Source organism: Bacillus sp. TH25 (genome assembly GCF_016650935.1).
Taxonomy (GTDB): Bacteria; Bacillota; Bacilli; order Bacillales; family Bacillaceae_G; genus Bacillus_A; species Bacillus_A mycoides.
This window is the reverse complement of record NZ_JAEKEU010000009.1, coordinates 778,701-794,485: the sequence shown is the minus strand read 5'-3', so window position 1 is coordinate 794,485 and position 15,785 is coordinate 778,701. Positions and strand designations below refer to the sequence as shown.

Annotated in this window: 14 protein-coding genes and 1 pseudogene; 11 read left to right on the top strand and 4 right to left on the bottom strand. The window is 34.3% G+C overall.

The features are described from left to right. Positions 1-3: 3 nt before the first annotated feature. The 3 genes and pseudogenes from hemY (at position 4) to JFT89_RS08620 (ending at position 4,421) form a co-directional block, all read left to right on the top strand. On the top strand, positions 4-1,425 hold the full coding sequence (gene hemY, locus JFT89_RS08630; RefSeq protein WP_033706504.1) for a protoporphyrinogen oxidase: 1,422 nt from the start codon (positions 4-6) through the stop codon (positions 1,423-1,425). Between the two features lie 217 nt (positions 1,426-1,642). Next, entirely contained in the window at positions 1,643-4,009 is a 2,367-nt protein-coding gene (locus JFT89_RS08625; RefSeq protein ID WP_201039759.1) for a DUF6359 domain-containing protein, read from the top strand. Positions 4,010-4,122: 113 nt separating this feature from the next. After that, positions 4,123-4,421: pseudogene (locus JFT89_RS08620) on the top strand (hypothetical protein). 48 nt (positions 4,422-4,469) lie between these two features. Here the strand turns inward: JFT89_RS08620 and JFT89_RS08615 are convergent. Then, positions 4,470-5,315, bottom strand: a complete 846-nt coding sequence (locus tag JFT89_RS08615; RefSeq protein WP_016094587.1) for a hypothetical protein — start codon at positions 5,313-5,315, stop codon at positions 4,470-4,472. Positions 5,316-5,555: 240 nt separating this feature from the next. On the opposite strand from JFT89_RS08615, the gene JFT89_RS08610 reads away from it, so the two are divergent. The 4 genes from JFT89_RS08610 (at position 5,556) to JFT89_RS08595 (ending at position 11,566) form a co-directional block, all read left to right on the top strand. Further along, on the top strand, positions 5,556-5,957 hold the full coding sequence (locus tag JFT89_RS08610; RefSeq protein ID WP_002011165.1) for a BlaI/MecI/CopY family transcriptional regulator: 402 nt from the start codon (positions 5,556-5,558) through the stop codon (positions 5,955-5,957). A gap of 2 nt (positions 5,958-5,959) precedes the next feature. Beyond that, positions 5,960-7,897 carry a M56 family metallopeptidase gene (locus JFT89_RS08605; protein WP_201039757.1) on the top strand — a complete coding sequence of 646 codons (1,938 nt, stop codon included), beginning with the start codon at positions 5,960-5,962 and terminating at the stop codon, positions 7,895-7,897. Between the two features lie 273 nt (positions 7,898-8,170). Continuing rightward, positions 8,171-8,743, top strand: coding sequence for a TetR/AcrR family transcriptional regulator (locus tag JFT89_RS08600; RefSeq protein ID WP_002064145.1), 573 nt, complete (start codon positions 8,171-8,173; stop codon positions 8,741-8,743). Positions 8,744-8,956: 213 nt separating this feature from the next. Continuing rightward, a complete protein-coding gene (locus JFT89_RS08595) occupies positions 8,957-11,566 on the top strand; it encodes a YhgE/Pip domain-containing protein (protein ID WP_201039756.1) in 2,610 nt (869 codons plus the stop codon). A gap of 38 nt (positions 11,567-11,604) precedes the next feature. Here the strand turns inward: JFT89_RS08595 and JFT89_RS08590 are convergent, their stop codons facing one another. Further along, the gene (locus tag JFT89_RS08590; protein ID WP_201039755.1) at positions 11,605-12,366 is read right to left on the bottom strand and encodes a hypothetical protein; all 762 of its coding nucleotides are present in this window, start codon (positions 12,364-12,366) and stop codon (positions 11,605-11,607) included. Positions 12,367-12,601: 235 nt separating this feature from the next. Next, the gene (locus JFT89_RS08585; RefSeq protein WP_033715691.1) at positions 12,602-12,955 is read right to left on the bottom strand and encodes a PH domain-containing protein; all 354 of its coding nucleotides are present in this window, start codon (positions 12,953-12,955) and stop codon (positions 12,602-12,604) included. Between the two features lie 242 nt (positions 12,956-13,197). On the opposite strand from JFT89_RS08585, the gene JFT89_RS08580 reads away from it, so the two are divergent. Genes JFT89_RS08580 through yknW form a run of 3 tightly spaced genes read left to right on the top strand, consistent with a single transcriptional unit; the run spans position 13,198 to position 14,438 of the window. After that, positions 13,198-13,404, top strand: a complete 207-nt coding sequence (locus JFT89_RS08580) for a hypothetical protein (RefSeq protein ID WP_016094584.1) — start codon at positions 13,198-13,200, stop codon at positions 13,402-13,404. A 29-nt stretch (positions 13,405-13,433) separates the two neighbouring features. Further along, positions 13,434-13,736 (top strand): DUF2087 domain-containing protein, encoded by a 303-nt coding sequence (locus JFT89_RS08575; RefSeq protein WP_016094583.1) that lies wholly within the window; start codon positions 13,434-13,436, stop codon positions 13,734-13,736. Between the two features lie 24 nt (positions 13,737-13,760). Continuing rightward, entirely contained in the window at positions 13,761-14,438 is a 678-nt protein-coding gene (yknW, locus tag JFT89_RS08570; protein WP_201039754.1) for a YknW family membrane protein, read from the top strand. Positions 14,439-14,613: 175 nt separating this feature from the next. Here yknW and JFT89_RS08565 read toward each other — a convergent pair whose 3' ends face one another. Further along, a complete protein-coding gene (locus tag JFT89_RS08565) occupies positions 14,614-14,955 on the bottom strand; it encodes a PH domain-containing protein (RefSeq protein WP_033706512.1) in 342 nt (113 codons plus the stop codon). Positions 14,956-15,104: 149 nt separating this feature from the next. Here JFT89_RS08565 and JFT89_RS08560 point away from each other — a divergent pair, with 149 nt between their 5' ends. Beyond that, positions 15,105-15,614, top strand: coding sequence for a GNAT family N-acetyltransferase (locus tag JFT89_RS08560; RefSeq protein ID WP_002064153.1), 510 nt, complete (start codon positions 15,105-15,107; stop codon positions 15,612-15,614). The last annotated feature ends 171 nt before the right edge of the window (positions 15,615-15,785 follow it).

Here is a 15,785-nt window from a genome sequence, read left to right as displayed (position 1 = left end):
TACTTGAGGAAAAAAGTTGTGATCATCGGCGGTGGCATCACAGGATTAACAACAATGTATAACTTACAAAAAGAAATTCGTGAAAAAAACTTGCCGATAGATGCATTGCTTATAGAAGCGTCTGGTAAACTTGGCGGGAAAATTCAAACCGTTCAAAAAGATGGATTTACAATTGAACGCGGTCCTGATTCTTTCTTAGCAAGAAAAGAGAGCGCAGCTAAATTAGTGAAAGAATTAGGACTTGATGCTGAACTTGTAAATAATAAGGCCGGTCAATCGTTCGTTCTCGTAAACAATCGGTTACATAAAATGCCGAGCGGTTCAATGATGGGAATTCCAACGCAAATTACGCCGTTTCTATTTTCCGGATTGTTCTCCCCAATTGGTAAACTAAGAGCTGGTTTTGACTTATTAATGCCTAGATCAAAACCAGTTTCTGATCAATCACTCGGGCAGTTTTTCAGGCATCGCCTTGGAAATGAAGTCGTTGAAAATTTAATTGAGCCATTATTATCTGGTATTTATGCAGGGGATATTGATGAAATGAGTTTAATGTCAACATTCCCTCAAATTTATCAAATTGAACAGGAGCACCGTAGTATTTCACTCGGTATGCGTACGCTCGCTCCAAAGCAAGAGAAGGCTGAATTGAAAAAAGGAATCTTTAAAACTGTGAAAACCGGTTTAGAATCTATAGTAGAATCTCTTGAAACGAAGATTCCTAATGATATGGTAATGAAGGGAACTCGTATCGAAAAGGTTGCAAAACTTGGTGATAGTTATACGATTACGCTTAGTAACGGAAAAGAAATGGAAGCAGACGCGATTGTAGTTGCGACGCCGCATAAAGTATTGCCATCTATGTTTGCGCAGTATAAGCAGTTTCGTTTCTTCCGTAACATTCCGTCTACATCAGTTGCAAACGTGGCACTTGCTTTCCCAAAGTCTGCAATTCAGCGTGATATTGATGGTACCGGATTTGTCGTATCAAGAAATAGTGATTATACAATTACAGCGTGTACGTGGACACATAAAAAATGGCCACATACAACGCCAGAAGGAAAAACGCTTCTTCGCTGTTACGTCGGACGCCCAGGTGATGAAGCGATTGTTGAACAAACTGACGAAGAAATTGTACAGCTCGTATTAGAGGACTTACAAAAGACAATGGATATTACAGAGGATCCAGAGTTTACAATTGTAAGCCGCTGGAAAGAAGCAATGCCTCAATATACAGTAGGCCATAAAGAGCGAATGAAGAAGCTCACAACATTTATGGAGGAAGAATTGCCAGGTGTGTATTTGGCAGGTAGTTCTTATGCTGGTTCTGGTCTTCCGGCTTGTATTGAGCAAGGTGAGTTAGCGGCGAAACGTGTGTTATTTCATTTAGAGAAAGTAATGGAGACTAAATTAGTCGCACATTAAAATATTTCAAACAAAACGCCTTCAATTATATTGAAGGCGTTTTGTTTATTGGATAAAATACCTTTAGTCAATAAAGCTATATAAGTTATTTTGTATTATAGTTTGAAAACTTGTAAATTAAATAAATTTTGTGTAAAACTTGTCGAAATATAGTTCTATATAACGAATCATTTGATATGATAGAAATGTTGAGAAAATATGAAATAGGGAGAGGGAAATGGCTGTGAAGAAATTATTAAGTGTCTTTTTATCATTGATGTTATTGCTTTCATTTACTGGAACTTTAGCGCAGGCGGAAGAAACTACTTCTATGTCAGTAGAAAAAGCAATTCAAGTATTTAAGCAGCAAGGGAAAACGAAGGGGATAGTGGAAGGATATATCGTTGGGTATACGCAAAGTCCTTCTAAATACACGAAAGATCCGGCTAAGTTTGACGACACAAACGTGGCAATTGCCGATTCGCCAAACGAAACGAATCCAGACAAAATCATGCCTGTTCAATTGCCAAAAGGCGATGTGAGATCGGCAGTAAATGTGAAAGACCATCCTGAAAATATCGGGAAGAAAGTTAGGTTGACAGGGACGCTTGAGTTATATTTCGGTAGCCCAGGTTTAAAATCAGTAACAGCTCATAAGTTTCAAGGAGAAGAACAAAACCGCGTTAGCGATGTAGTGGCATCACCAAATGGTGGGGAAGTTGCAAAAGGAACAGCAGTAACATTAACAACGAATACAGAAGGAGCAACAATCTACTATACGTTAGATGGCTCTAATCCTACAAATAAAAATGTTCGTTATAACGGACAAATTGTAGTGAATGAAAATAGTGTAGTGAAAGCAATCGCTGAAAAAGAAGGGCTTACTTCTTCAGCAGTTTCGACATTTTCATTTATAATCGTAACAAATGAACCAGTTCGTATTCATGATATTCAAGGGAAATCACATATTTCTCCTTACAATGGGAAGAAAGTAAACAATGTGGAAGGCGTTGTCACAGCGCTTGATAAAAATGGTTTTTATATAGAAGATAATCAGCCGGATAATGATCCAGCTACTTCTGAAGGTATTTACGTATACAAAAAAGATGCGAATGTAGCAGTGGGAGATCTTGTCCAAGTTGATGGAGAAGTAGAAGAATATGTTGGACCTGGATATGCAGAGCGATTTGAAACAGACTTAACGACGACGGAAATTAAGGCGAGTCGCGTTGCTGTAATCGCAAAAGATCAACCTTTACCAGCGCCGATTGTATTAGGAGAAAACGGTGTGAAAATCCCTGATCAAATTATCGATAATGATGCATTTGGTCTATTTGATCCAAATGAAGATGCAATCGACTTTTATGAAAGTGTAGAAGGTATGCGCGTTACGATGCCAACACCAAAAATTATCGCTCCGCAGAAAAACGGTAATTTATATGTAACAGTAAAAAATGGCGGAGATAAAGTAGTAACGAAGTATGGTACACCTTTATTAGATAAAGAGCAATTAAATCCAGAGCGCCTTTCTGTAAAAGTACCTCGTGATTATGTCGCGAAAGTAGGCGATACGTTCACTGGAGATATAACAGGCGTAGTAGGATATGACTACGGTTCGTTCCGCATTTCGCCAGTAACGGAATTACCATCTGTAGTGGACGGCGGATTTAAGCAAGTAGGGGCAAATATTCAGCCGCGTCTTGATAAGTTAACAGTTGCTACATATAACATTGAAAACTTCTCAGCGAACAAAAAAGAAACAACAGATGAAAAAGTGAAAGCGTTAGCTTATTCTATTAAATATAATTTAAAAATGCCTGATATTATCGGTGTACAAGAGATGCAAGATAATAATGGAGCAATCAATGACGGTACGACTGATGCATCTTTAAGCGCAAAACGTATCATTGATGCTGTATTAGAAATTCGTGGACCGAAGTATGAGTATGTAGAAATTGCGCCGAACAACAATCAAGACGGCGGGGCACCTGGAGCGAATATTCGCGTCGGTTTCTTCTATAACCCATCTCGTGTGAAATTAGCGACAGTACCGAAGTTACTAGATAAAAATGTAGTTCGTATTGGAGACGAAAATCCTTTATTTGAAAGTACACGTAAACCGTTAGCTGCAGAATTTACATTCCAAGGACAAAACGTTGTTGTCATTTCAAATCACTTAAACTCAAAACTAGGAGATGCAACGCCATTTGGAAAAGTGCAGCCGCTAGTATTAAAGAGTGAAGAAAAACGAGTTCAACTAGCACAAGAAGTGAATCATTTCGTACAAGGTATTCAAGAAAAGAATACAAATGCACCAGTTGTTGTATTAGGTGATATGAATGACTTTGAATTCTCTAAACCTTTAGAAGCACTAGAGGGAACGATATTAAAAGACATGTTAAACACAGTGCCGAAAGAGAACCGCTATACGTACATTCATGAAGGTAACGCACAAGTGCTAGATCATATTTTAGTAACAAATAACATCGCACCGCACACAATTGTAGACCCAGTACACTTAAACTCAAACATTATGAAAGAACATGGACGTGTAAGTGACCACGATCCAGTACTTGTTCAAATTGATTTGAAGAAAGCTTCTTAAATAGTCGAGAAAGAACGCTTAGAAATATATTAAGCGTTCTTTTACATTATTAGGAATTCTTACGATAAAATAGATTGAATATTCATTCTTTAGTGCAGGGGAGGTGTAGACATATGGTAGCCCGAATAAACGGAAAATCAATGAATCAGCTTGCAATTTTTTTAGTACGATCGTCATGCTTCAGTTTGTAGCTGATATAACAGGGCTTACACAGAATCTAGATAGTATGTATTACTTAATAAATACCGCAACTTCCTATATAACGTTTAGTTTGGCGGTTATTTTTACTTTAATCGGTGCAAGAAGAGAATTAAGTAAATATGCAATTATTACATTATGTTTAGTGGTAGCTATTAAAGCCATTTATTTTGCGGCTGTTGTTATTTTGTGGGGATTGGCTGGTACGCCGTAAATGAATAAAAAAACCTAATTTCCAAGAAGACATGAGGAAATTAGGTTTTTATGCTTGAAACGCTTTTCTACATCGATCTCTTCTTTGTAGTCTTCTTTTGTACCTTTTTCTATCACGCTGTACGCCTTTTATATACATACATAGGCTAACGAAGAAGAAGAAGGTACATTGCATCGTTAATATGTACGGTGACATGCCATGTAACGGTTGCTTTGGATCATATAAATGAATAGGTGCCCCGCCTATTGTAGGGAATATCGTATTTAGCAGGATGTAAGGAATGGCGGTAGTTGCAAATGGAAATAGAAGCGCCATATAATCTTTTTGTGACCATGCAGATGCAGCAAGTCCTAAAAGAGCCATTAAACCTGCAAATAAAAAATTAATTCCGATATATACAGTAATGTAAGTGATGGGAGTATCGTAATATAAGTTTGCGAACATCCCGTTATCATTTATAATGCCTGAACCAGCCGTCGGTTCTCCGTCTGGAATGGTTAATTTGCAAAATAATAATGATAAGATGAATGGAAACGTATAAAGAGTTCCTCCGCAAAAAAATGTAACGATATATTTCATTACTGAATAAGGAAATATAGAAATTTCTTTACTGACAAACGGTTTAAAACCATCTGATTTATCCGAGTTGTAACTTGTACTAAAGGGAAGGCTCGCAATAACTGGCATTAATAACAAATAAACATCCATTTCATTGCCACGAAATCCAATCCATTTAATATCCGTTGATATAGGTCCATTCGCAGCGTCTCCTAAATAACGAATTACATAATAATAATGATAAATAGAAATAAGAGCTAATCCACTAAACATAATAATTAAAGAAACACGATTACAAAAAGCTTGCCTTATATTTAAACGAAGCGCACGCATCATGACTGAAAAAGCCTCCACTATTTTTATAAATCTGTCTACTTTCTATATTACTATTAAATGTAAGGATTTTCTTGTTTTTTTATTTGTTTATTAGAAAAAGAGAAATTTAAGTGTTGTCAGGTAAGGTTTCAATACAAGACTTACAAAAGTTATTTTTTCTAAAATATGGTTGACAATTAAGTATTACATTTGTAATCTTAAAAGTAGATTACAAATGTAATACGAGGGATGGAAAACAATATGACAAATAAATTACCTAAAATATCTGAAGCAGAATTAGAAATTATGAAAGTGTTGTGGTCGAATTCTCCACAAACAGCGAATGAAATTATAGAAGAACTGGAAGATACAATGGACTGGAAACCGAAAACCATCCGTACATTAATTAACCGCTTAGTACAAAAGGAAGCCGTTTCTTACCATCAAGATAAAGGGCGCATGTATGCTTATTTTCCGCTAGTATCACAAGATAATTATTTACAAGTAGAAACGAAATCTTTGCTACAGCGTTTTTGCGGTGCTGCATTTAAACCGTTACTTGTCAATTTCTTAAAAGAAGAAAAATTGTCTTCAGAAGATATTAACGAACTGAAACGCATTTTAGATGAAAAGACCGAGGAGAATAAGAGGAAGGATAGATAAAAATGATAGACATGATTATAAATCTATACCTTCCTCATTTTTTTGATTGGCTTATAGAAACGTCACTTATGGCTAGTATATTAGTCGGATTTATTTTATGTATAAAAGTTCTATTTAGAAATAAGTTAACGCCGAGATGGCAATATATGCTGTGGATCGTACTAATGATAAGACTTCTTCTGCCATGGTCACCGGATAGTTCGTATAGTATTTATTCGCTACTTTCCTATAGTTCTAGTGTATCGGAAGTTATTCCAAAAAATATGCCGTCTACTGAGAGTATAGTGAACATAGAAACCAATCATACAGTGGAATTGGAATCAAATTCTGAAACTGTGACAAAAAATGGTGAACCTGAAGTAAACGCGAGTGCGGAAAAACAGACTACATTTTCTTTATACAAACTTGCTCTATATGTTTGGCTAGCTGGGGTAATCGTATTAGCAGTCATAACGTTTATTACAAATAGACGTTTATATTCTTACATAAAGAAACAAGCGGATATTACGGATGAACAGGTCATTACAGTGTTTAATCGCTGTAAGCAGTCTATGAAAATGAAGAAGGCAGTTTCATTACGTCTAGCAGGAAAGATTGCGAGCCCAACTGTTTTCAGTTTCTTTCGTCCGAAAGTATTACTATCAAAAAAACATATGAAAGTATTAAATGAGCAACAATTACAATATGTCTTTTACCATGAGTTAGCTCATATTAAGAGAAACGACGTAGCTGTAAATTGGATTATGTACAGTTTGCTCCTATTAAATTGGTTCAATCCGATTCTTTGGTACGCCTATTTCTGTATGCGAGAAGATCAAGAATTAGCCTGTGATGCATATGCGCTTACTTTTATAGATAAAGAGGAGCAAATTGCATACGGTCATACAATTATTACTCTTTTAGAACATTATTCCTATCAAGCACCAAGCCTAGCAAATTTAAGTAGAAATAAACGAACACTGAAAAGGAGAATCGTTATGATTAAAAAGTTCCAAAAGAAATCGTATCGTCTTTCTTTACTTGGAATCATTGCTATAGCAGCTATAGCAGGCGGATTTTTATTAAATGCAAGGATAACTGAGGGGGATGAAAGACAGAAAGAAAAGGTTGTAGAAAAAAAGCAATCTAAAGCGGCTTTTGAAAAAGCGATAGAAACAGTATTAGGTACACCGGAGAATGCAAGTAGAGAATGGGGTATGTCAATAAAGTCATATAAAAGGAATACAGATTTTTTGTATTTGGCAGAAAAGAATTTTACAAAAGAAGAATTTGAGCAGTATGTTCAATTATTTAAGGAATCGCAAGAAATTCGTAAAAAAGCAATGGTTAAGAAAAATGTGCCTGAGAATTATGATGGAGATACAAAGGAATATAAACCTGAACGCTTGAAGAAAGCTGATCAAGAAAGACTAGCTACTATTCAGAAGAAATTAAAACCGCTTGGAGATAAGGTGGAGAAGTCTTTAACATATACTGTGGAAGAAGCGAAAGATCATGTACCATTTCAAATTAAGCAGCCGACTTATCTAACTGAAGGTTATGAGTTAAAAAGAGAATGGGCTGACTCATATTTTGGAAGAGATGTAGAATTAGTTATTAAATCAGAATATACAAAAGGGAAATATGGTTTTACAATTTATCAGTCAAGGATGTATGTAGGTGGTAATAAGGATCCACTACACTACATGATGCCTGGAGAAGATAATTTAGAAAGTTATAGTTTAGACGGGAAAGGAATGGTCTATAATAAATCTTCTCATGGAGAGGGTAAGTTAAAAGGTGTCAAAATGTTTGTACCAGCACAAGGTAAGAATAGTGAGTATCAAATTGTTATAGTGAATGATATTTTTACAAGAGGTACAAAGATATACGAAGAGATAATCGATGATGAGCTAACTAAGAAAGAGATGGAGAAAATATTACTTTCTATGTCAAAATAAAAGACAGTGTTCTTAAACTTTTGGTTTTAAGAACACTGTCTATTTAATTAGATTCCTAGTGTAATCTAGCCAGCAATTATTATGAATATATTCTAGCTTTCCATACAAGTATAATTTTTGATACACTATGGACAGTATGATATAACTTGACTGGAATGTTTTTATACTGGGAATAACTAAAAAGAGAACTTGTATAGAATGTAAGCGTGTGGTAATATCAAAGATGTACTGATTGACTATATTATCCAATTGGTCATTTTTGGAGGTGACGATGTGGCGATAGATCGAAAACGTTCTATTATTGAAGCTGCAACAAAGTCTTTTTCAGCGTTCGGTTATAAAGCAACAACGATGGATCAAGTTGCGAAGTTAGCGAATGTAGGAAAAGGAACAATTTATACTTTTTTCAAAAATAAAGAAGAACTATTTGGTGAAATTATCTCTAATTTAATTACAGAAATGAAGCAAGTTGCAGCAAATGCAATTCGTTCAGATATTTCATTTTTTGAAAATGTACATAGAGCATTATATAGCATATTAGAATTTAGAAAAGAACATCAGCTCATGATTAAATTAATTCAAGAAGAGCGCGATATGGGAACGAAAGAAGTACAAGAAGTGATGCAACAAGTAGATGTGGAAATCGTTTCTGTTATTCAATCGTATTTAGAAATTGCGATTGAAAAGGGTGAAATTAGCAAATGTGATCCAGAAATTACAGCGTTTATTATGCTTCGCCTATACGTATCGCTTATTTTTGATTGGGAAAAAAATCATGAACCGTTAGAAAAAGAAAAAATATCGGAATTATTCGAACTTTATTTACTAAAAGGATTGTCAAATTAAGATAATCCTTTTATTATTATAAAAAATGACCATATGAACAAAATGGTCATATGTTTAATTTAGGAGGGATAATAGAAATATTAATTTCATATTAAGGAACAGTTGCATAGTATAAATTCGGGGATAAGGCATATGTATGAACAGGTATAGCCTTTTTATTTGGGTAAAAATGACTAAATGAACGTTTTGGTCATTCGAAAAGGGGGAGAAATTATGAAAAGAAATCAGCTACTTCGTAAAGAGTTCATTGAAATTATAAAAAATAAAAAGATATTAATTCCAATTATTGCGGTTTTATTCGTACCAATTTTATATGCTGGTATGTTTTTATGGGCCTTTTGGGATCCGTATGAACAGCTAGATGACTTACCAGTTGCGGTAGTCAATTTAGATAAAGGTGCCGTATTTGATGGGAAACCGATTGAAGTCGGGAAAGGGCTCGTTGATAATTTAAAAGATAATAAAAGTTTTAAATGGGAGTTTGTAAGTGAAAAAGAAGCGAAAAAAGGAATGGAAGGCAGAAAGTATTACATGTTAGTACGTATTCCAGATGACTTCTCAAGTAACGCTACAACGTTATTAAAAGACGATCCGAAACCATTAAACTTAGAATATATTCCAAATGAAAGTTTAAACTTCTTATCTTCACAAATTGGCGGAACAGCAATTGAAAAAATTAAAGGTGAAGTATCAAGCACATTAACGAAAACATATGCAGAGAAAATGTTTGATTCCATTAAAGACGTCTCAAAAGGATTAGCAGATGGAGCGGACGGAGCAAATAAGTTACATGACGGAGCTAGTGAGTTGCATGATGGATCAAGTAAAGTGACGGATGGACTGTATACACTTCAAGGGAAATCTGGGGAGATGAAAGATGGAGTTCAGAAATTAGCAGATGGATCTAATACATTAGTAGATGGATCCGGAAAAGTAACAACAGGTTTAAATACGTTAAATAGCAAAACGGGTATAGGGAAATTACAAGATGGATCTGGAAAAGTAACAGATGGTTTAAATACGTTAAATGGAAAAACGGATGAAATGCAAAAAGGAATTGGCGAATTACGAAGTGGATCTGAGAAAGTAACTAACGGTTTGAATACATTGGAAAGTAAAACAGGTGAATTAAAAAAAGGAACAACTGAACTATCAAATGGTATGGAAAAACTTGTTGAGGGACAAAGTCAATTAGAAAAAGGTTCTCAAGAGATTCAAAAGGGTTTGCAGGAGTTAAATAATAAAGTACAAAACTCTGTTGCAGGATTAGGGGAAATGCAGTCGAAAGTTCCTTCTATATTAAATACAGTAAATGAGAAAATAGATGGAGCTGGAGAGAATGTAAATCAGTTAAATGAACTTACGCAATCAACAGCAGGAGATGCAAAAAATGCAGCGCAAGAGGTAGCGAATTTACAAAAGCAAATTGAAAGTTTACCGAAAGAATACCAAGAGCAGTTACAGCCATTTATAACAAATGCGGTAAAAAGTACGGCGACAGTTCAACAGAAAGCTGCCGGAGTAGCAGGCGGAACGAGCAAATTAAATGAAGAAGTAAAACAATTAAAAGGTGAAATCAGTGAAAAGACAAGTGGAATGCAAAGCAAAATACCGAATCCAGAAGAGGTGGAAAATTTAACGAGTGGTATTAAGAAATTAACGAATGCGCAAAACGAATTTGTAAGTAAGTTTCATGGATTAGGTGAAGGATTAGGTAATGCTAAAGTAGGTGCAGATAAATTAAAAAACGGATCAGGGCAATTAATTGATGGGATAAATCAATTATTAGATGGATCTGGAAAGGTAACAGAAGGGTTAGGTACATTATCTGTAGGAGCAAACCAAATGGCAGGTGGAATAAATCAATTAGCGGACGGCTCAAGCCAAGTAACCGGCGGTTTAGGCACATTATCTGTAGGAGTAACAAAATTAGCAGATGGCTCAAGTCAAGTAACAACTGGCTTAGGTACTCTAAATGGTGGCCTAAATAAAATGTCCACTGGCTCAACCCAGCTAATCGACGGAGTAAATAAACTAACAGACGGATCCGGAAAAGTGACAGATGGACTTGTGAAAGTAAATGATGGTTCAGGTACACTGGCTGAGAAACTTGGTGAAGGTGCAGAAAAAACAGGAGAAGTAAAAGGAACGGATAAAACGTATGATATGTTTGCAAGTCCTGTAAAAGTGAAGACGGAGAAAATGGCGGAAGTTCCAAACTACGGAACTGGATTTACACCGTATTTCTTATCACTCGGTTTATTTGTTGGGGCATTACTATTATCAATCGTATATCCATTACGTGATACAGTTGGCGTTCCAAAATCAGGATTTAGTTGGTTTATTAGTAAGTTTGGTGTTTTACTATCAGTCGGTATTATTCAAGCAATAGTAGCAGATGTCATATTACTATTCTGGTTAGGTGTAGAAGTACAAAGTATTCCATACTTCATACTCTTTAGTATTGTTACGAGTTTAGCGTTTATTTCATTAATTCAATGTTTAGTAACAGCATTCGGTGATGCAGGGCGTTTCATCGCCATCATCACATTAATTATTCAGCTTACAACAAGTGCTGGGACATTCCCACTAGAATTGATTCCGAAGTTTTTACAACCATTCAATGCTTGGTTACCGATGACATACTCTGTATCAGGATTGAAAGCAGTCGTATCAAGTGGAGACTTTAACTTTATGTGGCAAAACGTAGGGATATTAATGATCTTTATCGTTGTATTATCACTTGGAACAATCGCTTCATTAACTTGGATGCACAAACGACAATTTAAAAATATTGCTGAAAATCAATCGGTTGAAGCATAAATAAGAAATATAAAAAAGGCACCGAAATGGTGCCTTTTTTAATGGTTTTGTTTTATTGGCTGAGAAAGTTCATTTGTTTTTCTATTTTTACGGAACAAGTATATAACAATACTTATAAGAATAATTGTAGCTACAATCCAAACAAATGGACCATATCTTTCAGCAAAAGTATATAGTTTCATGTTGCTGGCAATGTCCTCTTTTGTTTTTCCTATTAGAATTTCAGAGCCGCTATAACCTTCAAACGTATCACCTTTTTTTATGCCAAAAATAAGAACGTCTGATTTGTTTTCTATTCCGGTGTATCGGTATCCTTTACCTTTAATTGTTAATTGAGTATCATCCTTTTTTAGTGAGTAATCTTCGGCGGAAATATCTTTTCCTGACAGTGTAATTGGTTCCATTGAGAAGCGGATTTCTTTTAATGCAGGAAGAGCTTCATTGTTTAGTAAGAGCTGCTTTGAGATATGCTGCTCGGTATCAATGTTTTTCCAATTTGCCTTTCGCCGTTTATATGTATTAATTTCAAGAAGTGCAAATTCTTTATTTTGAAGTTTTTCCTCTGTAATAGGTTGCGCGGTAGTTAATGTTCCTTTTAATAAAATCACACCGTCTTTTGCAGATTGAAATGAAGAGACCTCCTTCGTTTCTTTTAATGTATTGATAGCACCTCTATAATCTTCTTTTCCTAAAAGAACAGCTCCCGTATGTACGGTTAAAATAAGATATAGGATGCTTAATACTATAATAGCTTTTTTCACTATTTTCCCTCCAAAATATGTATAAGTTAATTGTAACATAATTTTCCATATAAAATTTTTCAATTTGAATAATAGGTTACAGGAATGAGAGTGATAAGTAAATTAAGAGAAGTGTGGATGAGAGAAGTAAAAATGAAAGAGAAATACAGTTGTAAGAAAGGTGAACTGTACTTCTCTTTTAGATGAAAAGTATTTTATTCCGTAAAATCCCAATTGGTGTGGGCTAATAATCCGTGGGGGATGAACAAAATCCCCCACGGATTAAAGTTTCACTTTATTGAATTCTTTTTCGCTGTATTACATTTAAAAACCCCTCAATATTCGAGCTTGAAATTTGTCCCACCGTTATATATTCGTCTTCATAGTAAAATATTAGTTTTTTATCAAAGAATGTTCTTTTCGTCTCTATGGATAGAATTTTTTTATATTCAAATTCCACAATCAATGCATTTTTACAACATTTGAATGATTGTCCATAAAAAATAACCCTCCTATTAGTGGCAAGTAACACTCCGGAACGAGGGACATTATGTGTAATAATATAGCCAGTAAGTGAACATCTTAAAGTGGATAAAATATTTTCTTCATGATGTAATAGTTGTTTTGCATCCTCTAAAATTTGATTCATTGCATATAATCCTTTTTTATTTAAAATACAATCTATATGGATATTATTATAGCAAGAAAGACTATACACCAAATATGTAACATTGCATATTTGGTGTATGGTCTTTCGAATATTATTCAGAAGGGTTCTTACTTTCCAAAGAGCATCTTTTCCTTAATTTTACTATATTTTATGTTTAGCCTAAACGAAAGAAAGGAATCACAACAATTTGAATAGAATCATATTACAGGGGAGTTGATAGTATGAGACAAAAATCTCGCTTCTATTTCATCATATATCTGCTAGTCTGCTTCTTAGTTTATACACTATCTCCGATTTTGTTTCATAAAAAAGAATATACGAGTATGAAAGACATAGTGGGAATGATTGTAACCTATTATATTTTAATTGGTGGATATTACTTTATTGATTTTTTAAGTAAAAGAATAAAGAAAAACGGTAAAGTTTAATAATATAAAAACTGATGGAGGAAAACAAAATGACCGAAAGTGAAATGAAATTTCGTGATACAACCATTCGTAACTTTTTTGATAAAGAGGACCGCTTAAAATCGATTCCAGGTCAAAAGAAGAAAAAGTTAGTGTTATTGGAACATTTGATTAGCAAATTAAATGCTGAAAATCAGTATACAGAAAAAGAAATGAATACATTCATAAAACAATATCATGATGATTTTTGTACGATTAGACGAGAATTCATAGTGCATGGATTTATGGATCGTGAGGATAATATGTACCATATGAACGGGAGAGAAGTGTGGACGAAGTGGGAAGAGTTATAAATGTAATGAGGAAGGGGGATTTTCTTGCAAGCGAGTAGTCTTATGCATGAAGAGATTTCTGGAAAACCATCGATTTTTGGGATATTCACTTCGCCAACACTACAATTCAAAAGGATGAAGAATCAAAGAAATATATTCTTTCCACTAGCCCTTTTAATTTTACTTATTATAATTTCAAGTGCCTTAATGTCTTGGAATTCTTTAAATAATCCTGCACTCAGTATGTTTCATGATAAAACGGGATTTACTGTTCCGAAATACATAACTTTCTTTACTACATTTGGATTTTCAGCAGTCAGTGGAATCGTAGCTATACTTTTTGCACCTATATTCTATAAGAACATTATGATTTTCTTTGGAGTTGATATTAACTATAAAGAAACATTCCCGATAATCATTTATGCTTCGTTTGTATTAAGATTAGGGATGATTTTAAACGGATTAATTGCATTTTCTCTAAGTGGGTATGAGATATCTTATACAGGTTTAGGTGCAATAGCAACAGATAATATGATCTTGCATACAATCGCCCAAAGAATAGATATATTTAATATTTGGTATTACGTTTTATTAGGAATAGGTTTAAAAACGATTACGAATTTAAATAAAGACAAACTCATTCCTCTTATTATTGTACTTTTCGTTTTCACTAGTTTATTAGCGAGCATGGCTGGGTTTATGCAGGAAATATCTAAAGCGTAAGGATAGGTGGGAAGTATAATTATAAGCTTGTATGAAAAAGGTGGTTTGGATATGGACAAACCACCTTTTATCCCGCTATTTGCCGGGCAGTAAAACTCCCACCTCAAAATGCGGCTGGAGCAAAGAGGCTAGGTGGGAGATCAACAGCCCGTAAATGCCCGATTAGTAGCCCGCGCTAGTCTTGCATTTTTCTTTGTAGTAAGTCTATGAACTCTTCAATATTTGAACTTGTAATGTATCCCACCGTTATATATTCATCTTCATAATAAAATATTATTTTTTTGTCAAAAATTCTTCTCTTCGTTTCTATAGATACAATTTTTTCATACTCAAATTCGGCAATTAATGTATTTTTATATTGGCTAAAAAAGAGAAGTCTTCTATTAGTAGCAAGTAGCATGCCTGGATATGGGACTTTATGCGTATTTATATAGTCAGTAAGTGAACATTTTAAAGTAGATATAATAACTTCGTCTTTATGTAATAGTTGTTTTGCAGCTGTTAAAATTGGATTCATTTTATACATTCCTTTTATATAGATGTAAGGATATTGTATCAAAGGTGAAAAGATTCTCAATATGTAATGTTGCATATTGAGAGTTTTAGAGGTTCTTAGTTTGATAGATTCAGTATTAGTCTTTTAAGAAAAAGGTAAGAGGTGATTCGGTGATACGATTAGCAAAAGAGATTGATGCGGAATCAATTATGGATATTAGAAAAGAAATTATATTATCAGAAACTACTACAAAGTTTTTTATATCATCTCCAAATAAATTACCAAATGATATTGATTCAGAAAGAGAAAAGATACAGACAAGTAGTGAAACAGGCAACCTTTATATAGTTTACGAGGTGGATAGTAAGGTGGTTGGCTTTCTGGTTTTCAAACGATATGAACTAGAACGGTTACGACATGCAGGCACAATGGGAATGGGGATTAGGGAGGCGTATTGTAATCAAGGCATTGGTACGAAACTAATTGAATTTCTTATTAGTTGGGCTAAAGGGCAGAAAGGTTTAGAGAAAATTTGCTTAGGTGTAGTTTCTATTAATGATAGGGCAATTCAAGTGTACAAACGTATTGGCTTTGTAGAAGAAGGAAGACAAAGAAAGCAAATTAAATATGAAGATGGATCATATGGAGACGATGTATTGATGGGTTTTTATATTGAATAAAAGCGATGTTAATAAGAAGATGTATATACGTAATGGTATGTACATCTTTTTCATATGCTTACTGTAAACTTCTAAAAGTAGTATGTATCTCCCTGCCATTAACAGACTTTTTCCTATGTATAATATTAATATAGTAAAATCATAAGAACCTATATTGCAGTTTCCAATAAT